This is a genomic window from Coralloluteibacterium stylophorae (genome assembly GCF_018122625.2).
In the GTDB taxonomy this organism is placed as follows: Bacteria; Pseudomonadota; Gammaproteobacteria; order Xanthomonadales; family Xanthomonadaceae; genus Coralloluteibacterium; species Coralloluteibacterium stylophorae.
Genome location: NZ_JAGQFT020000002.1, coordinates 428,802 through 454,434 on the forward strand (window position 1 = coordinate 428,802; position 25,633 = coordinate 454,434).

A 25,633-nucleotide genomic window follows, 5' to 3' on the forward strand; every position below is an offset into this window, starting at 1 on the left:
GTCATGGCCGATACCCCCAATGCCGTGGCGCCCGAGGCGCCGCGCGAGTTCCGGCCGCCGAGCCTGGCGCTGGCGACGATCGGCCTGTGCCTGGCCAGCTTCATGCAGGTGCTGGACACGACCATCGCCAACGTCTCGCTGCCGACCATCGCCGGCAACCTCGGCGCCAGCGCGAACCAGGGCACCTGGGTCATCACCTCGTTCGCGGTCTCCAACGCCATCGCGCTGCCGCTCACCGGCTTCCTGAGCCGGCGCTTCGGCGAGAGCCGCCTGTTCATCTGGGCGACGCTGGCGTTCGTGGCCGCGTCGCTGCTGTGCGGCGTCGCCGCGAGCATGGAGTTCCTGGTCGGCGCGCGCGCGCTGCAGGGCTTCGTCGCCGGGCCGATGTACCCGATCACCCAGGCGCTGCTGATCTCGATCTATCCGCGTGACAAACGCGGCACCGCGCTGGCGATCCTGGCCATGGTGACGGTCGTGGCGCCGATCGCCGGCCCCATCCTCGGCGGCTGGATCACCGACAACTACAGCTGGGAGTGGATCTTCTTCATCAACGTGCCGATCGGCATCGTCGCCGCGCTCGTCGTCGGCACCCAGATGCGCGGCCGGCCCGAGAGGACCGAGCGCCCGAAGATGGACTACGTCGGCCTGGTCACCCTGGTGATCGGCGTCGGCGCGCTGCAGACCCTGCTCGACCTGGGCAACGAGCGCGACTGGTTCGCCGATCCCTTCATCGTGGTGCTGGCGGTGGTGGCGGCGGTCGCGCTTTCGGTGTTCCTGATCTGGGAGCTCACCGACGAAGACCCGATCGTCAACCTGCGCCTGTTCCGGCACCGCAACTTCTCCGCCGGCACCGCTGCGCTGGTGGTGGCCTATGCGGCGTTCTTCAGCGTCGGCCTGCTGGTGCCGCAGTGGCTGCAGCGCGACCTCGGCTACACCGCGATGTGGGCCGGGTTCGCCACCGCGCCGATCGGCGTGCTGCCGGTGCTGCTGACGCCGCTGGTGGGCAAGTTCGCGCCGCGTTTCGACCTGCGCATCCTCGCCAGCATCGCCTTCGTGGTGATGGCGATCACCAGCTTCTGGCGCTCGGACTTCAACCTCGAGGTCGACTTCGCGCGCGTCGCCGAGGTGCAGCTGCTGCAGGGCCTGGGCGTGGCGCTGTTCTTCATGCCGGTGCTGTCGATCCTGCTTTCCGATCTCGACGGCAACGAAATCGCCGCCGGCTCGGGCCTCGCGACCTTCGTGCGCACGCTCGGCGGCAGCTTCGCCGCGTCGATCACCACCTACCTCTGGAACGAGCGCACCACCGTGCACCATGCGCAGCTCACCGAGCACATCACCCCATACCAGCCGCAGGCCGCGCAGGCGGTGCAGCAGCTGGGGCAGGGCGACGTGCAGCACGGCGCGGCGATGCTCAACGCGATGATCGGCAACCAGGCCTCGCAGATCGCGTTCAACGAGATCTTCCATCTGCTCGGCTGGGCCTTCCTCAGCGTGATCGTGATGGTCTGGATCGCGAAGCCGCCGTTCACCGGCCGCGCCGGCGGCGCCGCGGCGGCGGGCGGACACTGAGCGGCCGCAGTGTGGCGCTGCGGCGCCGTGCCGCTACACGCGGCATGCATGGCGCGCCGGAGAGACTGCACCGCGTTTCGCATACGAGGTGACGGCCATGCCACGGCGACATGCCGCCATGGCGCTTGCGCTGGGGGCCCTGTGCGCGCCGCCCGAGGCGGCGGCGCAGGACATCGACGAGGGGCTGCGCCTGGGCGGTGCGATCCGCTTCACCACCGGCTGGCGCGACTACGGGCCGTCCGAGGGCAACGGCGATGCCGATCTCGAGCTGCTGCGCGTCGATGCCAGCGGTCGCCGCGACGCGCTCGAGTTCTCGCTGCAGTACCGCTGGTACGAGACCTTCGATGCCGTGCACCACGCCTGGGTCGGCTGGCGCTTCGACGAGGGCCGCGGCCTGCGAGCGGGCGTGCAGCAGGTGCCGATCGGGCTGCTGCCGACCGCCTCGCACAGCTTCTGGTTCGGGTCCGGCTATTACCTCGGCGTCGAGGACGATTACGACCTCGGCCTGGTCTGGCGCGACATCGGCCCGGGCTCGAGCTGGCACGTGGGGCTGTTCGCCGGCGACGAGTACGGCACCGGCGACCGCTACGGGCGCTACTCCTTCGATGTCGCCGATGCGGGAGGACTCCGCTATCGCGAACGCGGGCAGCTCGTGGTCCGGCACGCGCGCCAGTTCGCTGCGGGCGACTGGGACATGGAGTTCGGCGCGACCGGCGGGCTCGGCCGCATCGAGAACCTCGACGACGGCGGCCACCCGCGGCGCGCGCTGGGCGCGGTGCACGCCCAGGCCACCCGCGGCGGCCTGTCGCTGCAGCTGCAGTGGCTGCGCTACCACCATTCGGTGGACGGCGAGCGGATCGCGCTGGCGGCGTTCGACTTCCCGTTCGAGATCGCCGCGCGGGCCGACGTGCACACGTTCAACCTCGCCTACGCCTTCGACATGGACGGCCGCTGGCTGGATTCGCTGACCTGCTACAACGACTTCAGCACCACCCAGGCCGGCGGCGGAGAAGGACTCGCCGATTCCTACCAGAACGTCACCGGCTGCAGCCTCGGGAAGGGGCCGATGCTGACCTACGTGGACCTCATCACCGGGCGCAACATGTGGTTCGTCGGCGGCCCCGGGGTCGGCATCGACGCCGGCGACAGCGACCGTTGGCACTCGCGCCTCAACATCAACGTCGGCTTCTATTTCTGACCCGCGCGGTGCGCAGGGGCGCCATCGCGCGCTGCTATCCTGCCGCGCGCCCCGCTCCGCACCCATCCCCATGACCCCACAGCCTGCGGTACCCCGCGGCCGCATCGCCCTGCTGCTCGCCGGGCTGGCGATGTTCGGCCCGTTCACCATCGACACCATCTTCCCGGCCTTCGGCGCGATCGGTCGCGACTACGCGGCGGGCAAGGTCGCGGTGCAGCAGACCATCAGCGTCTATCTCGTCGCCTACGCCGCGACCTGCCTGCTGCACGGGCCGCTGTCGGACGCGTTCGGGCGCAGGCGGGTGATCCTCGTCGGCGTCTCGGTGTTCCTGCTGGCGTCGATCGGCTGCGCGCTGGCCACCGACCTGCCGATGCTGCTCGGCTTCCGCGCGCTGCAGGGCGTCTCCGCCGGCGCCGGCCTGGTGGTCGGACGCGCGGTGATCCGCGACCTGTACGAAGGGCAGGACGCGCAGAGGCTCATGAGCCTGGTGATGCTGCTGTTCGGGGTGGCGCCGGGCATCGCGCCGATCATCGGCGGCTGGATCATGGCCTGGGCGGAATGGCACGCGATCTTCTGGTTCCTCGCGGCCTTCGCCGGGCTGCTGTTCCTGGCGACCGCGCTCGGACTGCCGGAGACGCATCCGCCGCAGGCGCGCACGCCGCTGCGCATGGGCCTGCTCTGGCGCAACAGTGCGGCGATGGTGCGCGACGGCGTGTTCATGCGCCTGGCCGTGGCCGGTGCCTTCAACTTCGGCGCGCTCTTCCTCTACATCGCCTCGGCGCCGGAGATCGTGCAGCGCTTCCTGGGATTGAACGAGCAGCAGTACGGCTGGCTGTTCGTGCCGGTGATCGTGGGGATGATGACCGGGTCGTTCCTGGCAGGACGTCTGTCCGGGCGCGTCGCGCCTACCCGGCTGGCGAACGTGGGTTTCGGATTCTGCGTGGCCGGCATGGCGCTGAACCTCGCCTACAGCGTGCTGGGCGAGCCGATGCTGCCGTGGACCATCCTGCCGCTGCCGCTGCTCTCCTTCGGCGTGGCGCTGGCCTTCCCGATCCTCACCCTGGTGCTGCTGGACATGTATCCGCAGCAGCGGGGCGCGGCCTCGTCGATGCAGGCCTTCGTCGGCCTGGTCAGCAATGCGGTGATCTCGGGCCTGCTGTCGCCGCTGCTGAGCGGTACGCCATTGCGGCTGGCGCTCGGCGCGGCCGCGTTCACGGCGACCGCGTGGGTGCTGTGGCGCTGGCACGTGGCCCACGCGACGCGCCTGCCGGCGCGGACGGAGCCGCCGGACGCGCTGCAGGCGGCGGACCGGCTCTGAGGCGGAACGGAGACGCCCGGCATGGCCGGGCGTCTCCGCAGCACACCGACCGGTGTCCTCAGCCGGCGGCGGCCGGCGTCGCCGCGGGATCCCAGCCGCAGGCGCGGCCCTGGTTCTGCTGGTCGAGCCAGTCGGACAGCGGCTGGAAGTAGTCCAGGATCGCACTGGCGTCGAGCTCGCCCTTGCCGGTCAGCTCCTCGAGCGTCTGCTGCCACGGCTGGCTGGCGCCATGGGCGAGCATCGCCTGGAACTTCCGCCCGGCTTCCTCGTTGCCGTAGAAGCTGCAGCTGTGCAGCGGGCCCTCGTGCCCGGCCGCGTCGCAGAGCGCGCGGTAGAACTGGAACTGCAGGATGTGGGCGAGGAAGTAGCGCGTGTAGGGGGTGTTGCCCGGCACGTGGTACTTCGCGCCCGGGTCGAAGTAGTCCTCTCCGCGCGGGCCCGGCGGGGCTATGCCCTGGTACTCGGCGCGCAGGCGCCACCACGCGGCGTTGTACTCCTCGGGCGGGATCGACCCGTCGAACACGCCCCAGCGCCAGCGGTCGATCAGCAGGCCGAACGGCAGGAAGGCCACCTTCTCCAGCGCCATCTTCATCTGCGCGTTGATCAGCGCCTCGTTGCTCTGCGAGGGCGCGTCGAGCATGTCGATCGAGGCCAGGTACTCGGGCGTCATCGACAGCACGATGGTGTCGCCGATCGCCTCGTGGAAGCCGTCGTTGGCGCCGCTCTGGAACAGCGGCGGCTGGCCCTCGTAGGCGATGTAGTAATAGACGTGGCCGAGCTCGTGGTAGATGGTCGCGAAGTCCTCCTCGATCGGGCGGATGCACATCTTGATGCGCACGTCGTCGGCGAAGTCCATCGACCAGGCGCTGGCGTGGCAGACCACGTCGCGGTCGCGCGGCTTGACCAGCTGCGAGCGCACCCAGAAGCTCTCCGGCAACTCGGGCATGCCGAGCGAGACGTAGAAGTCCTCCGCGCGCTCGGTCATCTCGCGGGCGATGGCGACATCGGCCTCGCGCTCCAGCGTCATGGTCTCGGCGGGCGAGGGGGCATGGCCGAGCGCACGCCGGCGTTCGCCGAGCAGCGCCTCGCGGCGCGCCTCCAGCGCCGGGGTGAGGCTGATGCCGGACTCGGCCGGGTAGGGCGCCAGGATCGGCCACAGATTGCCCCACGACTGCGCCCACATGTTGCCGGTGAGGTGGGCCGGGATCATGTCGCCGACCTGGCCGCGCTCGGGGCCGTACTCCTCGACCAGCTTGGTGCGGGTGTAGCACTGCAGCTTGTCGTAGAGCGGCTTGACCTGGTTCCAGAGACGATCGGTCTCGGCCTGGAAGGCGGCGGGCTCCATGTCGTAGCCCGAGCGCCACAGCGCGCCGGTGTCGGCGAAGCCCATCGCCTGCGCGCCCTCGTTGGAGAGCTCCACGAAGCGGGCGTAGTCGTCGCGCATCGGCACCGAGATCGAGCGCCAGCCGGTCCAGGCGTCGAGCTGATCCTCGTAGCTGCTGTCCGGGTCGGCCAGCACCTCCTCGAGTTCGCCGAGCTGGCGGCACTGCTGCTGCCCGTCCACCTCGCGGCAGTAGGTGCCGGCGCCGTAGGCCTGGTCGAGTCCGGTGGCGATGCGGGTCAGCTCGGCGAGGCGTTCGGGATCCTTCGGCGCCGGCATCGGCGTCGCCAGCTTCAGCAGCGACAGCGCGCGCACGGTCTGCGCGCCGGCCCCGGCATCCTCGTACTGCCGCGCCTCCTCGACGAACTCGCCGAGCTGCTTCAGTCCGCGCTCGGTGGCCTTGGCGCTGACGGTGGCGCTGTCGGGCCCGATGTAAGTCTGCGACAGCCACTGCGCCGCGGTCTGCTCCGGATATTCCTCACGCATCGCCTGGTTGACGCGGGCGATGAAGGCGTCGGCGCCGGCGGCATCGCCTGCCGGGCGATCCGGACCGGCGGCCGACGCCGTGGCGTCCGCGGGCGGGGTGGCGGTGCCGGCCGGCGCGGCGGGTTCGGAGCCGCAGGCGGACAGGAGCAGGGTGGCGGCGATCGCGAACGCGAGCGGAGAGGATCGGAGAGTCACGGCGCAAATCCGGCGGGCGCCTCGAGGCGCGGGACCCGAAGGCTAGTGGGCGGCTCCCGCACCATGCAAGACGAGGCGCCGCACGCTCAGCCCTGCTGCTGCGCGGCGTCCTGCGCCGCGTCCGGGACCTGGCCGCAGTCGGCGTTCTCGCCGCCGCCGAAGTCGAGCAGGGCCAGCAGGGCGGCCGGCGGTGCGATGGCGCCCAGGGCCGCGGCCGCAAGACCGCGCCTGGCCAGGCCGCCGGCGTCCGGTACGATGGCGGGATCGGCCATCGTGCCGCGGATCCAGATCGGCGTGCGCACGCTCAGGAAGGTGTTGTCCTTGGGCTCGGGCTCGACGCGCAGGTCGATCTCCTCGGTCGAAAGGTTCACGCTGCCGCTGCCGACGATCAGGGTGTCTGTGGTGTCGAAGGCCAGCGCGCGTGCGCTGGCGGTGCCGTCCTCGACCTCGAGGTCGGCGAACGCGCAGCGCACGGTGACCTCGCGGTCCCTGCCGAGCCAGTAGCGCACCGACTGCGCGACGTCGAGTCCGGCCAGCTCGAGCAGCAGGTTGCTCATGTGCCCGCTGCCCATGCCGAGCCTGACCTCGCCGTTCGAGGTGCCCAGCATCTGCGCCACCGAGTTGCCGCGGCCTTCGAGGCTGATGTCCCCGGCGATGCGTCCGGCCGCCTGCTCCAGGAGGTCGGATGCCGGCACCAGACGCGGCAGTTCCAGGTTGCGCACGCCGATGTCGGCGCGCGTGCGGATCTCGGGTCGTCCGGCGTCGAGCTGGATCGTGCTGCGCACTTGGCCGCCGGCGACGCCGAAGTTCAGCGGATCCAGGCGCACCAGGCCCTTCTCCAGGGTCAGGTGCGCCTCCATGTCGTCGATCGGCCACCGCGGGGCCTCGATCCGCTGCGCGCGCAGGCGCACGTCGGCGTCGAGACTGTTGAGCTTCTCGAGGTCGTAGGGCTCGTCGGGCAACAGGCGGCCGCTGGCTTCCTGCTCGGCGGCGAGCTGCTCCTGTTCCTCGCTGGCGGTCTCGCCCTCGCCGGTCTCCGGCGGTGCGCCGATGAAGCCGGCGAGGTCGTCGATGTCCAGCAGCTGCGAGGTCAGGTCGGCCTCGAGGCGCAGGCGGTCGCCACCGATGTCGATGCTGACGTCGCCGTGGAGGTCGCTGTCACCGACCTCGCCGTCGAACCCGCGGTAGGTGAACGTGGTGCCGGCATAGCCGAAGCGGCCGTCGAGCGAATACGGCGGCGTGTCGGGCAGGGCCACGCCCAGCAGCGGGTAGAGGTCGGCGAGATTCGCGCCCGACAGCGCCAGCATGACGTCCACGCCTTCCAGCTGCAGGGCTCCCGTGACCGAGCCGCGGACATGGGCGCGGGTCGCCCCGGCGCGGGCGCTGAGGTCGAGCCGGTAGGGCGCGTCCTGATCGAGCAGCTCGAGCGGGGACTCGATCGTACCCTCGAGACTGAAGGGCGCGCCGCGGTAGGAGCCCTCACCCGCCAGCGCGACCGGCGCGGCGGCATCCTCCTGGTCGGGCTCGCGCGTCTCCACCGCCAGGCTGAGGTCGGTGCGGCGGTTGCCTTCGCGGAACACCAGCTCGCCGTCGGACACGCGCAGCGCGCGGAGGTCGGGCAGATCCGGCGGCCCCTCGTCCTGCTGCGGCTCGTCGTCGCCGAACTCCCAGTTGCCGACGCCCTCCTCGTTGGTCTCGAGGACCACGCGGGGCGCCTCGAGGTCCAGGCGCGGCAGCACGATGTCGCCCGCGAGCAGCGGGAAGAGCCGGATCTGGGCCTCCAGCCGGCCGACCTCGACCATGGCCGGATCCTCCGACCACTCGGCGTTGCCGAGGCGCAGCCCGTCGGCCCGGACCACCGGCGCCCAGGGTGGGAAGTCGACGTCGAGGTCGCCGCGGATCTCGAACTCGCGGCCGGTGGCGGCCTCGACCTGGCGCTCGATCGGCCCCTTGAACCAGTTCCAGTCCCAGATCAGGGCGAGCACGAGGATGACGACGGCCACAACGGCGAGCGCGATCAACCATCCGCGCCGCCGCGTGCGCTTGCCCTGCCGGGCACGGGTCACGGGAGTGTTCATCGCCGCAGGATCGGCGGCGCGATGTTCACGACGTGCGAAGCGTCGCGCGGGCGGGCCGCCTGCCGCCGCGCGCGGCCTGCGTCAGCGCGCGCGGGCGATCTCGACGCAGTCCAGCGACGGCTGCGCGTCCTGCTCCAGCGTGCCGGCGTTGCCCTTGTTCCACCACGAGACGCCTTCGGCCTCGTAGTGCGCGCCATCGGCGGAACGCACCTGCGGCGCTTCGACGGTGCGGCTGTTGGACAGCTTCACCGAAGCACGGTCGGGGAAGTAGGTGACGTGGAAATGGAAGCCGTTCTGGCACTCGTAGGTGACCGGACCGGCCACCGGAGTGTCCGGATCGGGCTGCGGTGGAGGCGCGGGCTCCGGCTCCGGCGCCGCGGGTTCGGGCTCCGGCTCGGGAACCGGCTGCGGCGCTTCGGGCGCCGGCTGCGGCGCGGGTTCGGGAGCAGTGGCGGCGTCGCGGTCGGCTTCGCTCCCGTCGCGGCCGCAGCCGCCGAGGACGAGGACGCCGAGGAAGAGGGAGATGGCGAGGTGTGCGGGTCGGATCATGCCGGGCTCCGGATCGATACGGGCGGCACATTAGAACCCGCCGCGGCGCGGGATGGTGAAGCCCGCTCTCCGATCAGCCCGGCTCGCCCAGTACCTGCGAGGCCACGGCGACGAAATGGCACACGCTGCCGCCGAGGACGAAGAGGTGCCAGATCGCGTGCGCGAAGGGCAGCTGCTCGCGGTGGTAGAAGACCGTGCCGAGGGTGTAGGAGATCCCGCCCGCGAGGAGCCAGCCGAAGGTCCAGTCGTCGATGGCGCGCAGCAGCGGGACGATCGCGACGATCACCAGCCAGCCCATCGCCACGTAGATCGCGGTCGACAGCAGCTTGAAGCGGCCGGTGAAGAACAGCTTGAACACCACCCCCGCCAGCGCCAGCGACCAGATCGCCGCGAACAGCCCCCAGCCCCAGGCGCCGCGCAGGCCGATCAGGGTGAAGGGCGTATAGGTGCCCGCGATCAGCAGGTAGATCGCGCAGTGGTCGAAGACCTTGAGACAGGCCTTGGCGCGTGCGAAGGGGATGGCGTGGTAGAGGGTGGACGCCGTGTAGAGCAGCAGCAGCGCGATGCCGAAGACGATGGCGCCGGCGAGCTGCCAGCCGTCGCCGTGGATCGCGGCCAGCGTGATCAGGACGGCGCCGCCTGCGAGGCTGGCGATGACGCCGAAACCATGCGTCAGCGCGCTCGCGACCTCCTCGCGGACCGGCGCCTCGGGCTCGTGCATGACCTGGATCATGGACTGATTGTTCGGTGCTCCTCGATGCGGCGCAAGCCGTGCCCGCGGCCGGCCTTCATCCGCCGTGCGGCAGGAGGCCGCCGGCGGCGGTCAACGCAGGCCGGCGACGGCGCGCCCCGTCGTGGCGCATGCAGCGCCGCCGTCGGCGCAGAGCGCCTGGCTGGACTTGCCGGTCGCGGCGTCCGCCGCCGGCGCCGCCGGCTGCGGCGGGTGCAGGTTCGCCACCACGGTGAGCACGACCGCGAGCGCGAGCGTGCCCAGGGAGAAGCCGACATCACGCATGGGAGGACTCGATGCTGGGGGGCGGCGACAAGCCTCGCCGCCGCCGCGTCGAGACGCGATGAAGCCTCAGCTCCGCTCGGCCAGCGCCTGCGCGTGCTCGCGGGTGGCGGCGAACTCGAAGTCCGGCCAGCGCTCCTGGGTCAGCTGCAGGTTGACCCGCGACGGCGCCAGGTAGACGAGCTCGCCGGCGGCATCCAGTGCGAGGTTGGTGGCGTTCTTCTCGCGGAACTCCTCGCGCTTCTTCTCGGTGCCGCCGCGGATCCAGCGCGCGGTGGCGACCTGCACCGGCTCGAAGCTGGCGTCCACCCCGTACTCGTCGCGCAGGCGATAGGCGACCACGTCGAACTGCAGCACGCCGACCGCACCCAGGATCAGGTCGTTGGACATCAGCGGGCGGAAGAACTGGGTGGCGCCTTCCTCGGACAGCTGGGCCAGGCCCTTCTGCAGCTGCTTGAGCTTGAGCGGGTCGCGCAGGCGCGCGCGGCGGAACAGCTCCGGCGCGAAGTTGGGAATTCCGGTGAAGGCCAGCGACTCGCCGGCGGTGAAGGTGTCGCCGATCGAGATCGTGCCGTGGTTGTGCAGGCCGATGACGTCGCCCGGCCAGGCCTTGTCGACGTGCTCGCGGTCGGAGGCCATGAAGGTCAGCGCATTGGCGAGCTTGGCGTCCTTGCCGGTGCGCACGTGAAAGGCCTTCATGCCGGCCTCGTAGTGCCCGGAGCACACGCGCAGGAAAGCCACGCGGTCGCGGTGCTGCGGGTCCATGTTCGCCTGGATCTTGAACACGAAGCCGGAGAACGCCTCTTCCCCGGGCTGCACCTCGCGGCTGGTGGTCGCGTGCGACTTCGGCGGCGGCGCGTGCTCGACGAAGAAGTCCAGCAGCGGCTGCACGCCGAAGTTGGAGACCGCCGAACCGAAGAACACCGGCGTCTGCCGTCCGGCCAGGTATTCGCCCTTGTCGAAGGGATGGCTGGCGCCCTGTACGAGCTCCAGCTCGTCGCGCAGCTCGGAGAGCATCGCCGCGCCGATGCGCGCCTCGACGCCGGGGTCGTCCAGCGACGGGAAGATGGTCGAGTCCTGGCGGGTGAAGTTGCGGCCCGGCTCGTACAGGTGCACCTCGCCGGTGACCAGGTGCACGACGCCCTTGAGGCGCTGGCCCATGCCGATCGGCCAGGTCACCGGCGCGCACTGGATGCCCAGCACCGACTCAACCTCGTCGAGCAGCTCGATCGGCTCGCGGCCCTCGCGGTCGAGCTTGTTGATGAAGCTCATGATCGGCGTGTCGCGCAGGCGGCAGACCTCCATCAGCTTGATCGTGCGCTCCTCCACCCCCTTGGCCACGTCGATGACCATCAGCGCCGAGTCCACCGCGGTGAGCACGCGATAGGTGTCCTCGGAGAAGTCGGCGTGGCCCGGGGTGTCGAGCAGGTTGACGATGCGCCCGGCGTAGGGGAACTGCATCACCGAGCTGGTCACCGAGATGCCGCGCTCCTTCTCCAGCGCCATCCAGTCGGAGGTGGCGTGGCGGGCGGCCTTGCGCGACTTCACCGAGCCCGCCATCTGGATCGCCCCGCCGAACAGCAGCAGCTTCTCGGTGAGCGTGGTCTTGCCGGCGTCGGGGTGCGAGACGATCGCGAAGGTGCGGCGACGGCCGGATTCGGTGCGTTGTTCGGACATGCGCGAACGCGCCGCTGCGGCGGCGCCCTGGGCGAGGGAAACCGCGGATTATAGCCTGCACCCCGGTCTAGGGCCGACCCCAGCTAGGGTCCGTACCGGCTGTCGCCCCTCCTGCGCAGGCGCTTGACTGTCGCCACCAATCAACCGGCGAGGGGACGTTCGATGACCACCACCACGGAAGCCAGCTTCTCGATCGACATCCGCGTGAACCTGGAGACGGCGCAGCGTGCGGAGGGGCCGACCACCTCGAGGACGCCGGACGGCCAGGTCCGCTGGGAGAACGACAGCTACAAGATCGACGTCAGCGACGACGGCACCGTGCACGTCTTCAACAAGGAGACCGGCGAGGACTACCGGGTGTGGGGCGATCCGCACGTGGCCGTCGACGGCAAGCAGGCCTTCGATTTCTACGGCGACACCACCTTCGTCCTCGACGACGGCAGCAAGCTCACGATCCAGACCAAGCCCGCTCCGAACAACGACAGCGTGACCTACGCCTCGCAGGTCACCATCACCGACGGCGCCAGCGGCGAGACCGCGCAGATCTCCGGCGTGGATCCCTTCACCCGCGGCGACCTCGAGTTCACCGAGTACGCCGCGCTCGGTGGCGCGATCGAGGCTGCCGTGGACGACGGCAACACGATCTACGAGAACCCCTTCGGCAGCGGCTTCATCGGCGTGGACGCCAATGGCGGCATGAGCGTGGTCGACCAGGCCTTCATCAACGACACCGACCTCATGCTCAACGGCCAGCAGACCGGGTCGACGATCGAGCCGTCGCTGGAGGCGGCGCTGCAGCCCTATGCCAACATGATCGCGCTGTTCTCGGGCCTGGTGGGCATGGTCTTCTCGGGTTCGCTCGCCGGGCTCGACCTCGGCGGGAACGAAGGCGCGCCCGACATGACGCACGGCCTGCCGGCGCAGTTCTCGTTCTCGCTCAGCGCATCGTTCGGGTATTCCGCCTGAGACGCGCTCCGCCGTCGCGGCAGCGGCGGTTGCTAGCGGCCACCGGCGCCGGGTGCGCCGGTCGCCACCGGCGTCGTCGCCGCATCCAGCCCCTCCATGCGGAACGGCACCGACTCCACGCGCATGCCGCGGTTGACCTGCACCGCGAAGTGCAGGTGCGGTCCGCTCGAGAAGCCGGTATCGCCGGAGAGCGCAAGCACGTCCCCCGCCTCCACGTGCTGGCCGGCACCGACCGCGATGCCGTCGGCGGCGAGGTGGGCGTATAGCGCCATGCTGCCGTCCTCGTGCAGCACCCGCACGACATTGGCCCGGCGCGCAAGCGCCGGGTCGGTACCGCCCTCGACGAAGCCGCTCTCGACCTGCATCACCGTGCCCGCCCGCGCCGCCAGGACCGGCGTGCCCGGGGGAAGGGCGAAGTCCACTGCGTAGCGCGACTCGCCGGTGGCATGGCTGAACCCGCCGAACCAGCCCTGGGCGACGGCAGCGCTGCCCGCGAAGGGCTGCAGGTAGTCGACGTCCGCCGCCGTCGCCGCCGGGTCGCCAGGCGCGCTGCGCGCCGCCATCCGGTGCCGCGCCGGCAGGCGCGCATCGCGCACCGCGAGCCGCGCGACCAGCCGTTCCTCGTGCGCGCCGAGCACGGCACGCGTGGGCAGGTCGGGCAGGCTGCGCATGTTCTCGGCCTCGACGAATGCCACCTCGACCTCCAGCGGCCCCGCGGTGCGGTTGCGCACCAGCACGTCGAACTGGCGCCCGTTCTGCACCGTGCGCAGCTGCGCCGGTTCCGGCGTGCCGTCGGCGGTACGCAGGACGGTACGGGTGGCGGTGGGCGACGCCGCGTGCGCCGACACCGCGAAGGCGGCGAGGGCGACGAGCGGCATCCAGGACACGCGGGGCATCGGCAGGCGGCGGGGCATCGCCGGAGTATGCGTGCCGCTTCGGGGTCCAGATCGAACGCGCGTGCATAAGCGTGCACGCCATCGCAGGTCGTCAGGCGCGGACGACGGCGTCAGTACACCATCGTCGGCTGCGCCGGGGCCTGCTGCACCGGGACCTGCAGGCCCGGCTGTGGCGGTCCGCTGCGCTCGGCCTCCTGCAACTGCGCCTGGCCGCGCTGCAGCCAGGCCTGGCCTTCCGCACTTGCGGCATGGTCGCGGGTGAGCCGCTCGACCTTCGCGATGTCGCCCTCGCGCGCCGCCTCGAGCAGGCGGCCGACCATCGACACGTGGGGCAGCGCCTCGATCTGCGCCGCCATGCCGGGCGGCACGGGACCGATCGCCACCGGCCGCCACGTCAGGCCTGCCGCCATGACCTCGTTCCGGGGCTCCGCGTCGCGGCAGTCGATCCGGCACAGCGCCGGCGGGGCGAGCAGGTCCACATGGCCACGTTCGCCGGTGCGGTCGTGGATCGAGGTGCGGTAGATGAAGAGGTGTTCCTCGGAGCGGTGGATCACGTTGCGTCGTGGGTCCGTCGGCTCCTCGGCCTTCTGCAGGAAGGGCCGGTCGCTGAGCGAATTGAGGTAGTCGATCATCAGGTTGCCACTGCGGATGCCCAGCCCGTCGAGCGCGTAGCCGCGGCCGATGTCGCTGTGGGCGCCGGCGACGCGGACGCTGAGGAAGCGGCCGTCGGCGGTCGCCCCGGGATCGAGGATGTAGGTGCCCTTGAACAGGTCGCGGAATTCGTCCGCGGCCCAGATCTGGAAGCCCGACACGACTGCGGGCGGCGGCCGGCGGTCGTGGTCGCGCGGCTCGCCGGTGCCCACGGGGTCGAACAGGCCGACCGCCTGCACCACGCTGCCGGGCGCGCGCAGCGGCGGGCCGGGATAGGTCGCGCTGGTGATCAGGCCGTGGCGGTCGCGCTCGATCACCGCGCCGACCGGGTTCTGGATGCCGCGCTCCTCGACCAGGCGGGTGAAGCCCGCCGCCTGCTCGCCGCCGCGGCTGAAGCCGATGGTGGCGAGTCGGACCTCGGCACCGGGATCCTTGAGCATCCATTCGTGCGCCTGCCTCACGAACTGGAGGTACATCTCCTCCAGGCGTGGATCGTAGGTGCGGCCGGTCATCTGGTCCCACAGGCCGGACCACCCGCCCTGCGTGCCGACGCCCTCGACATAGCCGCCGCGGATGGTGTCGACGCCGCTGTCGTTTAGTTGCTCGACCTGCTGATAGATTCGTGCAACGTTCGTATGCCTCTCCGGCTCGTCGTGCAACATGCTGTTGCCGGTGCCGTCGAAGGCGGCGAGGTAGAGCCGTTCGTGCGGCCGGGCGTCGCTGACCAGCACGGGCGACCGGAAGGCCGCCAGCTCCTGACTTGCGCGTGCATACGTCTCGAGATCTTCCGCCGTCGCCGGCACGGTGGAGACACCGTCCGGATGCTTCTCGCCGCCCATCTCGACACTCCCTGTCGTGTTCGGATCAGTAGGTCCTGCTCCACACCAGTACCGGCTCGTCCCTGGCGTTGCTGATTTCATTGCCGGGGATCTGCGGCGTCTTCATCGGGATGAAGGCGCGCATCCAGACATTGATCGTGCGGTCGTTGACCTCGAGGATGATGTCGGGGTTCATGATCGACGAGCCTTCGAGCACCTCCTCGCGCGGCACCTCGTGGCGGATCAGCTGGTCGGCGAAGATGACCGCCATGTCGACGTCCGCCTCGTGCGATGCGCCGTCCTTCGATCGCCAACGAACCTTTGCCGGCGGCGGGAAATTGAAGATGCCCAGCCAGCCTCCCCGTAGGTTGTCGGGGTACTTGTCGCCAAGCGACTCGGATGAAAGCTTGAGCTGGTCATCGGGCTCGTCCCTCACCAGCCGGCCCGCATAGGTGATGTGGCAGCCATACGTGGAATAGCACGCCACACCGAAGTTGTGCTGCACGAACTTCAGCGGCCAGTCCGCCACCGTGTTGTCCGGCCGGATCGTCCGTCCGTCGTCTGTCTTCGCGGTCACGCCCTGGCATCCCGTCGTCGTGATAAGTGCCGCCAGCAGGGCGATCGTGAGCGGGCGCGCGCGCCGACGTGGCGTCGGCCGCAGGTTGCATCCATCGTCCATGACAGCGTCCCGAAGCTTCCGCGAGGCGGAAGTGCCGGCCGACTCTAGCGGCGGCGGATGGTGGCGGGCAACCGGCATCGGCGCGTCCTGTCGTCGGGGCTGCGGCAGTTCCGACGGAAGTGCATCGCATGATCCGGATGAAAGGATTTGACACGGCCGCGGCGGCACGGCAGGCTGCGCGACATTCCATCGAGACCGGCTGAGGGACAGGCCCGAAGACGCCGGGGCAACCTCTGCGGTGGCGCAAGCCGCCGTACAAGGTGCCAATTCCTGCGGGGACGCCGTGCCGTCCACCGGAAGATGGGTCGTGTCATGGCTGCCGTGCAGCCCTGGTCCGACGATCGACCGTTCTATCCGCGGAATGTCCCGGTGGGCGCTGCCCAATCTGCCGAGGATCCGCCGATGACGCTCAACGCCTGCCTGACTCCCTTCGCCGAATCGCTGCGCGAGTCGCTGTTCGACGATGCCGATGCTCCGACCGCGCTGCCCGCGGCGCAGCGGATCGAGTTCGACCACATCCTCCACCTGCGCCACGCCGGAGAGACCCGCTGCCGCCTGCGCGCCGAGCTGGTGGGCGCGGAAGGCGCACCGCTGGTCGCCGTGCTCGGCGGCATCTCCGCCGACCGCCACCTCGCCGCCAACGGCGCCTGCGCGGCGCCGGGGTGGTGGGAGGCGCAGGTCGGCGAGGGCAGGCCGGTCGATACCGCGCGGCTGCGGGTGCTGTCGTTCGACTGGCTCGGAGCCGACGGTGGTCTCGACGTGCCGATCGACACCGCGGACCAGGCCGATGCGCTGCTCGCCGTGCTGGACCACCTGGCGATCCCGCGGATCGAGGTCCTGGTCGGCGCATCCTACGGCGCCATGGTCGGCCTGCAGTTCGCCGCCCGCTTCCCGGAGCGGATCGGCGAACTGGTCGCGCTGTCCGGCGCGCACCGGCCGCATCCCTATGCCAGCGCCTGGCGGGCGATCCAGCGCAAGATCGTCGCGCTGGGCCAGCTGCAGTGCGCGGACGCACAGGGCGTCGCGCTGGCGCGCCAGCTCGCGATGCTGAGCTACCGGGCGCCGGAGGAGTTCGCCGATCGCTTCGCCGCCGAGGCCACCGTCGAGAACGGCCGCGTGCGGGTCGCCGCCGAGGACTACCTCGACAGCTGCGGCCTGCGCTACGCGCAGAAGTGGCAGGCGACGGCCTTCCTGCGCCTCTCGGAGTCGATCGACCTGCACCGCGTCGAGGCATCCGCGATCCGCATCCCGCTGAGCCTGCTCGCGGTCGAGGGCGACCGCCTGGCGCCGCCGGAGGAGATCTACGCGCTGGCCGAGGGCTGCGCCGCCGACTGCCGCGTGCGCGTGCTGCGCTCGAAGTACGGCCACGACGCCTTCCTGAAGGAGGTGGACGCCATCGGCGAGGTGCTGGCCGACGCGCTGCAGGACCTGGTCTGCCGCGAGGAGGACCGGGCATGAGCGCGGGCGATGCGCCCTGTCGTCCCGCCACCGCGGCGGTGCGCGCCGGCATCGACCGCGATGCCGCCTTCGGCGCGGTGACGCCGCCGATCGTGCTGTCGTCGAACTTCAGCTTCGCCGGCTTCGGCAACAAGCGGCAGTACGACTACACCCGCAGCGGCAACCCGACCCGCGACTTGCTCGCCGAGGCGCTGGCCGAGCTGGAGGGCGGCGCCGGCGCGGTGGTGACCTCGACCGGCATGTCGGCGATCACCCTGGTGCTCAACGCGCTGCTGTCGCCCGGCGACCGCCTGGTGGTGCCGCACGACGCCTACGGCGGCAGCTGGCGGCTGTTCGACGCGCTCGCGCGCAAGGGCCATTTCGAGCTGGTCACCGCCGATCTCACCGATCCGCGCGCGCTCGCCGAGGCGCTCGCCGCGGCGCCGAAGCTGGTGCTGGTCGAGACGCCGTCGAACCCGCTGCTGCGCATCACCGACCTGCGTTTCGTCATCGAGGCCGCGCAGCGCGCCGGCGCGCTGGCGGTGGTCGACAACACCTTCCTGTCGCCGGCGCTGCAGCGCCCGCTCGCCTTCGGCGCCGACGTGGTCCTGCATTCGACGACCAAGTACATCAACGGCCACAGCGACGTGGTCGGCGGCGCCGTCGTCGCGCGCGATGCGGAACTGCATGCGCAGCTGGTCTGGTGGGCGAACGCGCTCGGCCTCACCGGCTCGCCGTTCGACAGCTTCCTGACCCTGCGCGGCCTGCGCACGCTGGATGCGCGCCTGCGCGTGCACCAGGAGAACGCGCAGGCGGTGGCCGCCACGCTCGAGGCGCATCCGGCGGTGGCGCGCGTGCATTACCCGGGCCTGGCCTCGCATCCGGGGCATGCGCTGGCGAAGCGGCAGCAGGCCGGGTTCGGGGCGATGCTCAGCGTCGAGCTGGACGGCGGCGAGGCGGCGGTGCGCGCCTTCATCGACGCGCTGCGCCACTTCACCCTGGCCGAGTCGCTGGGCGGGGTCGAGAGCCTCGTCGCACATCCGGCGTCCATGACCCACGCGGCGATGACGCCGGAGGCGCGCGCGCGCGCCGGCATCCCCGACGGCCTGCTGCGCCTGTCGGTGGGCATCGAGGCGGCCGAGGATCTGCTCGCCGACATCGCCGCCGGGCTCGCCGCGGCCGGTGCCGCCGCGGCCGCGCAGGCGCGGCGGGTCGACGCATGAGCGCGCTCGCGACGGCGGCGACGACACCGGTTCCGGCGCCGCGCCTCGCCCTGCTCGGCACCGGCCTGGTCGGCAGCGCCTTCGTCGCGCGGCACGCGCGGCTCGGCGGCGCGGCGGCCGGCCTGCCGGGTTTCCGCTGGTTGGCCAACTCGCGCACCTGCGCCGGCTGCGGCGAGGATGCGGGCACCGCGCTGGACGCGGCCCGGGCGGCGCCGCAGGGCGCCGCGGGCCACGTGCTGGCGGCGATCGAGCGCGGCGACATCGTCGTCGACGCCACCGCCAGCGACGCCGTCGCCGCACGCCACGCGGAGTGGCTCGCGCGCGGCATCCACGTCGTCACCGCCAACAAGCTCGGCCACGGCGCCGGGATCGACCGCTCGCGCGCGATCTGCGATGCGCAGGCGCGGCACCGCAGCCGCTACGGCGATGGCGCCACGGTGGGCGCGGGCCTGCCGCTGCTGGCCAGCCTGCGCACGCTGGTCGCCGGCGGCGACCGCGTGCATGCGATCGAGGGCGTGCTGTCGGGCTCGCTGGCCTGGCTGTTCAACGGCTACGACGGCCGCGAGCCGTTCTCCGCGCGCCTGCGCGCCGCGCGCGAGGCCGGCTACACCGAGCCGGACCCGCGCATCGACCTTTCCGGCGAGGACGTGCGCCGCAAGCTGCTGATCCTGGCCCGTGCCGCCGGCTGGCCGATCGCGGCCGAGGCGGTCGCGGTGCGCTCGCTGGTCCCCGCGGCCCTGGCGTCGGTGCAGGGCGAGGTCGCCGACGAGGCATGGCGCGCCCTCGACGTCCCGCTCGCGGACCGGCTCGCCGAGGCGCGCCGCGACGGCGGCGTGCTGCGGATGGTGGGCCGCGTCGACGCGGCCGGTGCGACGGTGGGCCTGCGCGTGCTCGCGCCGACGCATCCGCTCGCCGGCGGCGAGGGCACCGACAACCGCGTGGCGATCTGGTCGGACCGCTATCCGGCGCAGCCGCTGGTGATCCAGGGCCCGGGCGCCGGCGCCGAGGTCACCGCCGCCGCGCTGCTGGACGACGTGCTGCGCATCGCCGCCGGCTGATCCGCCCGGTGCTCAGGCCGGGCATTTGCCCGGCTCCAGCGCGGGCGCGACCGCGCCGGGCGGATCGATGTCGCCGGTCTCGGCACGCAACTGCGCCAGGCGCTGCCTGAGCAGGGTGACCGTGGTCGCGTGCGCGGGGTCGTCGATCAGGTTGCGCTGTTCGTCGGGATCGTTCTCCAGGTCGTAGAGCGCCCACTCGTCGGGCTCCTGGTAGAAGTGCATGAGCTTCCACCTGGCGGTGCGGACGCCGCGGTGCTTGCGCGCGCAATGCACCGCCGGGTACTCGAACCATTCGTAGAGGAAGGCGTCGCGCCAGGCGACCTCGGCGTCGGCATCGAGCAGGAAGGGCTTCCAGCTTTCGCCCTGCATCCACGGCGGCGGCGCCTGGCCGGCCAGGTCGAGCAGGGTCGGGGCCACGTCGATGTTGAGCACCATGTGCTCGGCGTCCACGCGGCCGGGGCGGATCCTTTCGGGCCAGCGCAGCATCATCGGCACCCGGATCGAGGGCTCCAGCATCTGGCGCTTGTCCCAGAAGTTGTGCTCGCCCAGGAAATTGCCGTTGTCCGAGGTGTAGACGACGATCGTGTTGTCGGCGAGCCCTTCGGCGTCGAGGAAGTCGAGCACCCGGCCCACGTTCTCGTCGACGCCGAGCAGCACCCGGTAGTAGTTGCGCAGGTAGGCCTGGTAGACCGCGCGCAGGCGCTCGTCCTCGGGCAGGTCCTCGTCGACCTGCGGCGGCCTGCGCTCGGCGGCGCGGAAGAACATGTTCATGTCCTCCATCTCCTGCGTGGTCCTGGAGAAGGCCTCCGGCGCGCCTTCCGGCTGCGGCTTGCCGAAGCCGACCGGATAGGGGAACTCGACGTCGGCGAACTTCTCGTAGAAGCGCGGGTCCGGCTCCCATGGCCCGTGCGGCGCCTTGAAGTGGAAGCACAGCGCGAACGGCCGGTCCTTCGGCCGATGCCGCAGGTAGGCCATGGCCTGGTCGGTGATGACGTCGTCGGTGTGGCCGCGGAACTTGGCCGGCTCGCCGTTGATGAGGAAGTCCGGGTCGAAGTAGCTGCCCTGGCCGGGCAGGATCGACCAGTGGTCGAATCCGGTGGGTTCCGACTTGATGTGCCACTTGCCGACCAGGGCGGTGTGCCAGCCGGCCTCGCGCAGCAGCATCGGCCAGGTGACCTGGTCCGGACGCAGCGCGCCCTGGCCGTACCAGCCGGGTTCCTCGCCGTTGGTGGTGACGCCGTGGCTGTGGGCGTAGAGGCCGGTCACGTAGGAGGCGCGGCTCGGCGAGCACAGCGAGGTCGTCACGAAGGACTCGGTGAAGCGAAGCCCCTCGTTGCCGATGCGGTCGAGGTTGGGCGTCGCGATGATGGGATCGCCGTAGACGCCCAGCGCCTTCTGCGCGTGGTCGTCGGTCATGATGAAGACGACGTTCGGCGCTGCCGCGCCCGGCTTCTGGGCGCGCGCGGCGGCGATCACGCCGGGCACCAGGCCGGCGGCGGTCAGCCCGAGGGCGCCGCCCCCGAACAGGCGCAGCGCGCGGCGGCGCTGGTGGTCATGCTGCATCAGGGTCTCCCGTCTGGTGGTCGCCGGCGCGGGGCGCCAGGCACGGGACGACCCTAGCGCCTGATGTAAACGTTTACATGCTGCTTCGCAGCACGCCGCCCATGGATGTCCTGCGCTTCCGGCGCAGCCGCGTCCCCGCGTACCCGGCATGACCGCCCGGCGACGCCGGCGGGCGGCTGCGGGGCCGCACGCGCCGCCGCCCCCCGCGCCCCGACCTCAGAAATTGACCTGCAGGCCCAGCTCGAACGTGCGCCCGTAGCTCTCGAACTGGCTGTTGAAGCGGCGCTGGCCGAGATAGGCGTACAGCGGCCGGTCGTTGAGGTTGATCGCGTTGAAGTACAGCTGCGCGGCGTCGCTGAAGCGGTATTTCGCGGACAGGTCGAGCTGGAAATGGTCGTCGACGTAGCGGTCGAAGGCCGGATCGTCGAGCTCCTCCAGCGAGTCCAGGTAGGCGCTGCGGTAGTTGCCGGCCAGGCGCAGTGACACCGTCTCGTTCTCGTAGCCGAGGGCGACGTTGCCGACGCGGTCGGACTGTCGCGGCAGCGGGAACTCGCCCTCGCGCGAGGGCAGGGTGGATTCGCTGTCGATCCAAGCATGGTTGATCGAGAACAGCATGCCGTCGAAGGGGGCGGGCAGGAAGGCCAGCTTCTGCGTCCACGCGAGCTCGAGGCCGCGGACCGAGGCCTCGTCGCCGTTGAGCGGCTGGATCGCCTCGTCGAAGTCGGCGAAGGCGCCGCTGCCGGCGACGTCGGCCAGCACGATGAAGTCGGCGATGTCCTTGTAGAACAGCGCGGCCGAGAGCATCGAGACGTCGCCCGGATAGAGCTCGACCGACAGGTCGACGTTGGTCGACCGCAGCGGCTCGAGCTCGGGGTTGCCGAGTTCGGCGTTGCGCTCGAAGTCGCCGTCGTCCTCCTCGATCTCCACCACCTGGTAGGGGGCGGCGTAGGCGAAGTTCGGCCGCGACACGGTCTTGTTGGCGGAGGCGCGGACGACCAGGCCGTCGCGCGGCTCCCAGCGCGCGTGCAGGCCGGGCAGCCAGTTGGTGTAGCTCCTGCCCAGGGCCACCGGTGCAAACACCGGATCGCCGCTGCCGTTCTCCTCGTCGATCTCGATGCGCGTGCCGGCCGCGTCGAACTCGGTGCGCTCGGCGCGCACGCCGCCGATCAGGCGCAGGCCGCCGAGGTCGAAGGTGGCCATGGCGTAGGCGGCGTGGATGTCCTCGTCGACCCGGTAGTCGCCGCCCTGGCGCTCGATCGCGGTCTCCTCCTCGTCGATCTCGAACTCGTCGCGGTTGGCGTCGATGAAGTCGGCCAAGTCGCCGGCGTCGGCGATCGGCTGGAACGGCGCATAGGGGTAGTCGAGCCCGGCGCGGGCGAAATCGGCGAGGCTGTAGTCGCCGCCGTAGCCGCCGAACACGGTCGAGTCGAAGTCGGCGCTCTTGTCGCGCAGCCTGGACTTGGCGCCGAACTTGATCGAGCCGACGTTGTCGCCGATGTCGAAGTCGCGCTGCAGGTCGAGCTTCAGCGCGGTCTCGGTCTCCTCGGTGGTGTAGGGCTCGAGCACGATCTCGTCGAGCGCGTACGCGGCGGCGTCCTCGAAGGCGGCCGGGTCGAGCGCGAAGAAGTGCGGGCGCTTGCCGCCGCCGCCGATGTCGTAGCCGAGGTCGATGCCTTCCTGGCGCCATGCGGCGCCGTAGGAGTCGGTCTCCTCGGTCTCGGCCAGCGAGTAGGCCGCGCTGTAGTCGATCGTCCAGCGCCCGCGGAACGCGCGGCCGCCGAGCGTGGTGGCGAAGATGTCCTGGGTCTGGATGCGCGCCTCGGTGAGCTTGTCGACCGTGGCGCCGGCGAAGCGGCCGCCGTCCTCGCCGAGGGCGACGGTGTCGCCATCGTCGAAGGTGAACACGTTGGTGGACTGGACCTCGTCGTCGCGGAAGCGGCTGTAGAGGTTGCGCCAGTAGAACTCGTCGTCCATTCCCGGACGCCAGTCGAAGTTGAGGTTCGCGCTCAGGCGCTCGCGCGTGATCATGTAGTCGCGCTGCTCGCCCTCGGCGATGCCCTTGATCTCGCTGCCGTCCGGGGCCTCCAGGAAATCGGCGCTGGCGGTCTCGATGCCGTCGCTGGCGAAGTCGCGCTCGTACCAGCTCACCGAGGCGGCGACGCCGAGGTCGTCCTCCGCGCCGAAGCGGTCGGTGACGGTGGCGGCGAGCTTGGGATTGGTGCTGTCGCGGCGCTGGTTGTGGCTGGCCTCGACGCGGCCGCCGATGCTGCGTCCGGAGCGGTCGAAGGCGGTGAGGCTCTTGATCTCGATGTGCCCGCCGACCGCGTCGCCGTCCATGTCCGGCGTCACCGTCTTGACCACCTCCAGCGTCTCCAGGAGATCCGAGGAGACGACGTCGAGGTTGACCGCGCGGGAGTCGTCCTCGGGTCCGGGCACGCGCACGCCGTTGATGCTGGTGCTGTTGAGCGAGGCGTCGAGGCCGCGCAGGACGACGAAGCGGCCCTCGCCCTGGTCGCGTTCGAGCGATACGCCGGGCAGGCGCTGCAGCGATTCGGCGACGTTCTGGTCCGGGAACTGGCCGATCGCGTCGGCGGACACGATCGACACCAGGTTGTCGGCGGCGCGCTGCTGGCTCAGCGCGGCGGCCTGCCCGGCGGTCTGGCCGACGACCAGCAGCGAGTCGAGGCGTGCCGCGGTGGCCGCGGCGCCGAGCGCGACGTCGCCCATGGCGATGCCCGGCTCGATCACCTCGACCACGCTCTGTACCGGTGCCGCGCCGACGTAGCTGAACTCCAGCGTGTATTGGCCGGCGGCCAGTCCGCCGATGCGGAAGCTGCCGTCGTCGCCGCTGACCGCCTGCCGGTTTTCGCCGAGCACGCGGACGGTGGCGCCCTCGAAGCCGACGCTGCCGTCGGCGGCGGTGACGCGGCCGGACAGCGTGGCGGCCGTGGCCGGCAGGTGCAGGGTGGCGAGCAGGGACGCGGCGACGGCCACCGCGATCGGGTGGCGCTGGAACGGACGGGACGACATGCGGACTCCGGGAACGACCAGGGACGGCGTCGCCGGACCTCCCCGCCCCGCGACGGCCGCCGATGCTCGACCGTTCCGGTGACAGGCGGATGACCGCGTGTCACACGGCCGTCAGCACTCGATCACGTTGACCGCGAGCCCACCTCGCGAGGTTTCCTTGTACTTGTCCTGCATGTCGCGCCCGGTGTCGCGCATGGTCCTGATGACCTTGTCGAGCGACACCTTGTGCTTGCCGTCGCCGCGCATGGCCATGCGGCTGGCGTTGATGGCCTTGACCGCGCCCATGGCGTTGCGCTCGATGCAGGGGATCTGCACCAGGCCGCCGATAGGGTCGCAGGTCAGGCCGAGGTTGTGCTCCATGCCGATCTCGGCGGCGTTCTCGATCTGGTTGGGCGTGCCGCCGAGCGCGGCGGTGAGGCCGGCGGCGGCCATCGAGCAGGCGACGCCGACCTCGCCCTGGCAGCCGACCTCGGCGCCGGAGATCGAGGCGTTCTCCTTGTACAGGATGCCGATCGCGCCCGCGGTCAGCAGGAAGTCCATGACCCCGGCCTCGTCGGACTTCGGGCAGAAGCGGTCGTAGTAGTGCAGCACCGCGGGGATGATCCCGGCCGCGCCGTTGGTGGGCGCGGTCACCACGCGCCCGCCGGCGGCGTTCTCCTCGTTGACCGCGAGCGCGTAGAGGTTGACCCAGTCGAGGATGGTCAGCGGGTCGCGCATGCCCGCCTCGGGGCGCTCGGACAGCTCGCGGTGCAGCACCGGCGCGCGGCGGCCGACGTTGAGGCCGCCGGGCAGGGTGCCGGACTGGCGCAGGCCGCGCGCCACGCAGTCCTGCATCGCCTGCCACAGCGCGAGCAGGCCGCCGCGGATCTCCTCCTCGCTGCGCCAGGAGCGCTCGTTGGCCAGCATCATCCGGGCGATGCTCAGGCCGGTCTCGTTGGCGCGGCCGATCAGCTCGTCGCCGCTGGAGAACGGGTAGGGCACCGGGGTGTCGTCGGCGACGATGCGGTCCTCGGCCGCCTCGTCGTTGTTGACCACGAAGCCGCCGCCGACCGAATAGTAGTCGCGCGTCGCCAGCACCTGGTCGGCGTCGTCGTAGGCGGTGAAGCGCATGCCGTTGGTATGGAAGGGCAGCTTCTGGCGCTTGTTGAAGACCAGGTCGCGCTTCTCGTCGAAGCGGATCCCGTGGCTGCCGCCCAGGTTCAGCCGCTTCTGGTCGCGGATGCGCTCGAGGATGCCGGGAATGGCATCGGGGTCGACCCGGTCGGGCCAGTGCCCCTCCAGCCCCAGCAGCACCGCCTTGTCGGTGCCGTGGCCGCGGCCGGTGAGCGCGAGCGAGCCGTAGAGTTCGCCGCGGATCCGCGCGCAGCGCGCGAGCTGGCCGGCCTCGGCCAGCCAGCGCTCGACGAAGCGTGCGCCCGCGCGCATCGGCCCCACGGTGTGCGAGGACGACGGCCCGATGCCGATCTTGAAGAGGTCGAAGATGCTGACTGCCATGGCGGAAGCGGCTGCGTGCGGCGGCGCCCGCGGCTGCGGGCGAGCCGGCTATTCTAGGCGGCTGCGCGTCCCATTCCGACCTTGCACCGCGACATGGCCCTGATCCTCTACCAGCGCGACGACTGCCCCCTGTGCGACCGCGCGCTGGACGTCCTCGCCGCCGCGCGCGCGCCAGAGTTCGAGACGGTGTGGATCGATGGCGAGGCGGAGCTCGAGGCGCGCTACGGCGCACGCGTGCCGGTGCTCCACGACGATGCGCGCGACCACGACCTCGGCTGGCCCTTCGACGCCGACGCCGTGCGCCGCTACCTCGCCGGCTGAGGCGCCAGCGCGACGGTTTGATGTGCGGCAGATG

20 protein-coding genes and 1 riboswitch are annotated in these 25,633 nt (G+C 71.3%); of the genes, 8 read left to right on the plus strand and 12 right to left on the minus strand.

Annotated elements, in window-relative coordinates; genetic code table 11:
- Positions 1–3 precede the first annotated feature (3 nt).
- The 3 genes from KB893_RS04345 to KB893_RS04355 all read left to right on the plus strand — a co-directional run bounded on the left by KB893_RS04345 (position 4) and on the right by KB893_RS04355 (position 4,085).
- Complete coding sequence (locus KB893_RS04345) at positions 4–1,569, plus strand: DHA2 family efflux MFS transporter permease subunit (RefSeq protein ID WP_213173466.1); 1,566 nt, start codon at positions 4–6, stop codon at positions 1,567–1,569.
- A gap of 97 nt (positions 1,570–1,666) precedes the next feature.
- Positions 1,667–2,767, plus strand: coding sequence for a hypothetical protein (locus tag KB893_RS04350; RefSeq protein ID WP_246505295.1), 1,101 nt, complete (start codon positions 1,667–1,669; stop codon positions 2,765–2,767).
- A 70-nt stretch (positions 2,768–2,837) separates the two neighbouring features.
- A complete protein-coding gene (locus KB893_RS04355) occupies positions 2,838–4,085 on the plus strand; it encodes a multidrug effflux MFS transporter (protein ID WP_211927338.1) in 1,248 nt (415 codons plus the stop codon).
- A 58-nt stretch (positions 4,086–4,143) separates the two neighbouring features.
- On the opposite strand, the gene KB893_RS04360 is transcribed toward KB893_RS04355, so the two are convergent.
- The 6 genes from KB893_RS04360 to KB893_RS04385 all read right to left on the minus strand — a co-directional run bounded on the left by KB893_RS04360 (position 4,144) and on the right by KB893_RS04385 (position 11,463).
- On the minus strand, positions 4,144–6,147 hold the full coding sequence (locus tag KB893_RS04360) for a M2 family metallopeptidase (RefSeq protein ID WP_211927337.1): 2,004 nt from the start codon (positions 6,145–6,147) through the stop codon (positions 4,144–4,146).
- Between the two features lie 86 nt (positions 6,148–6,233).
- A complete protein-coding gene (locus KB893_RS04365; RefSeq protein WP_211927336.1) occupies positions 6,234–8,225 on the minus strand; it encodes an AsmA family protein in 1,992 nt (663 codons plus the stop codon).
- Between the two features lie 81 nt (positions 8,226–8,306).
- Complete coding sequence (locus KB893_RS04370; protein WP_211927335.1) at positions 8,307–8,774, minus strand: MliC family protein; 468 nt, start codon at positions 8,772–8,774, stop codon at positions 8,307–8,309.
- A 73-nt stretch (positions 8,775–8,847) separates the two neighbouring features.
- Positions 8,848–9,507, minus strand: coding sequence for a PAQR family membrane homeostasis protein TrhA (gene trhA, locus KB893_RS04375; protein WP_246505297.1), 660 nt, complete (start codon positions 9,505–9,507; stop codon positions 8,848–8,850).
- A gap of 90 nt (positions 9,508–9,597) precedes the next feature.
- A complete protein-coding gene (locus KB893_RS04380) occupies positions 9,598–9,789 on the minus strand; it encodes a hypothetical protein (RefSeq protein ID WP_213173467.1) in 192 nt (63 codons plus the stop codon).
- Positions 9,790–9,855: 66 nt separating this feature from the next.
- Positions 9,856–11,463, minus strand: a complete 1,608-nt coding sequence (locus KB893_RS04385; RefSeq protein WP_213173468.1) for a peptide chain release factor 3 — start codon at positions 11,461–11,463, stop codon at positions 9,856–9,858.
- A gap of 162 nt (positions 11,464–11,625) precedes the next feature.
- On the opposite strand from KB893_RS04385, the gene KB893_RS04390 reads away from it, so the two are divergent.
- Positions 11,626–12,429 (plus strand): DUF1521 domain-containing protein, encoded by an 804-nt coding sequence (locus KB893_RS04390; RefSeq protein WP_211926398.1) that lies wholly within the window; start codon positions 11,626–11,628, stop codon positions 12,427–12,429.
- 32 nt (positions 12,430–12,461) lie between these two features.
- Here the strand turns inward: KB893_RS04390 and KB893_RS04395 are convergent, their stop codons facing one another.
- The 3 genes from KB893_RS04395 to KB893_RS04405 form a co-directional block, all read right to left on the minus strand.
- Entirely contained in the window at positions 12,462–13,307 is an 846-nt protein-coding gene (locus KB893_RS04395) for a M23 family metallopeptidase (RefSeq protein ID WP_246505399.1), read from the minus strand.
- Between the two features lie 128 nt (positions 13,308–13,435).
- On the minus strand, positions 13,436–14,815 hold the full coding sequence (locus KB893_RS04400) for a phospholipase effector Tle1 domain-containing protein (RefSeq protein WP_211926397.1): 1,380 nt from the start codon (positions 14,813–14,815) through the stop codon (positions 13,436–13,438).
- Between the two features lie 25 nt (positions 14,816–14,840).
- On the minus strand, positions 14,841–15,551 hold the full coding sequence (locus KB893_RS04405) for a hypothetical protein (protein ID WP_211926396.1): 711 nt from the start codon (positions 15,549–15,551) through the stop codon (positions 14,841–14,843).
- Positions 15,552–15,656: 105 nt separating this feature from the next.
- Positions 15,657–15,780: riboswitch (SAM riboswitch) on the plus strand.
- Positions 15,781–15,875: 95 nt separating this feature from the next.
- On the opposite strand from KB893_RS04405, the gene metX reads away from it, so the two are divergent.
- From metX to KB893_RS04420, 3 genes are read left to right on the plus strand one after another with little or no spacing between them, the layout of a single operon-like run.
- Positions 15,876–16,931 (plus strand): homoserine O-succinyltransferase MetX, encoded by a 1,056-nt coding sequence (gene metX / locus KB893_RS04410; RefSeq protein ID WP_213173469.1) that lies wholly within the window; start codon positions 15,876–15,878, stop codon positions 16,929–16,931.
- Positions 16,928–18,133: an O-succinylhomoserine (thiol)-lyase gene (locus KB893_RS04415; RefSeq protein WP_211926394.1), complete on the plus strand. Its 1,206-nt coding sequence runs from the start codon at positions 16,928–16,930 to the stop codon at positions 18,131–18,133. The genes metX and KB893_RS04415 overlap by 4 nt, the downstream gene beginning before the upstream one ends.
- Positions 18,130–19,191, plus strand: coding sequence for a homoserine dehydrogenase family protein (locus KB893_RS04420; RefSeq protein ID WP_213173470.1), 1,062 nt, complete (start codon positions 18,130–18,132; stop codon positions 19,189–19,191). Before KB893_RS04415 ends, KB893_RS04420 begins: the two co-directional genes overlap by 4 nt.
- A gap of 12 nt (positions 19,192–19,203) precedes the next feature.
- Here the strand turns inward: KB893_RS04420 and KB893_RS04425 are convergent, their stop codons facing one another.
- The 3 genes from KB893_RS04425 to KB893_RS04435 form a co-directional block, all read right to left on the minus strand.
- Positions 19,204–20,754, minus strand: a complete 1,551-nt coding sequence (locus KB893_RS04425) for a sulfatase family protein (protein ID WP_211926392.1) — start codon at positions 20,752–20,754, stop codon at positions 19,204–19,206.
- A 216-nt stretch (positions 20,755–20,970) separates the two neighbouring features.
- A complete protein-coding gene (locus KB893_RS04430) occupies positions 20,971–23,784 on the minus strand; it encodes a TonB-dependent receptor (RefSeq protein ID WP_211926391.1) in 2,814 nt (937 codons plus the stop codon).
- A 111-nt stretch (positions 23,785–23,895) separates the two neighbouring features.
- The gene (locus tag KB893_RS04435; protein ID WP_211926390.1) at positions 23,896–25,278 is read right to left on the minus strand and encodes an L-serine ammonia-lyase; all 1,383 of its coding nucleotides are present in this window, start codon (positions 25,276–25,278) and stop codon (positions 23,896–23,898) included.
- Positions 25,279–25,371: 93 nt separating this feature from the next.
- Between KB893_RS04435 and KB893_RS04440 the strand changes: the two genes are divergently transcribed.
- Positions 25,372–25,599 carry a glutaredoxin family protein gene (locus KB893_RS04440; RefSeq protein WP_211926389.1) on the plus strand — a complete coding sequence of 76 codons (228 nt, stop codon included), beginning with the start codon at positions 25,372–25,374 and terminating at the stop codon, positions 25,597–25,599.
- Positions 25,600–25,633: the final 34 nt, after the last annotated feature.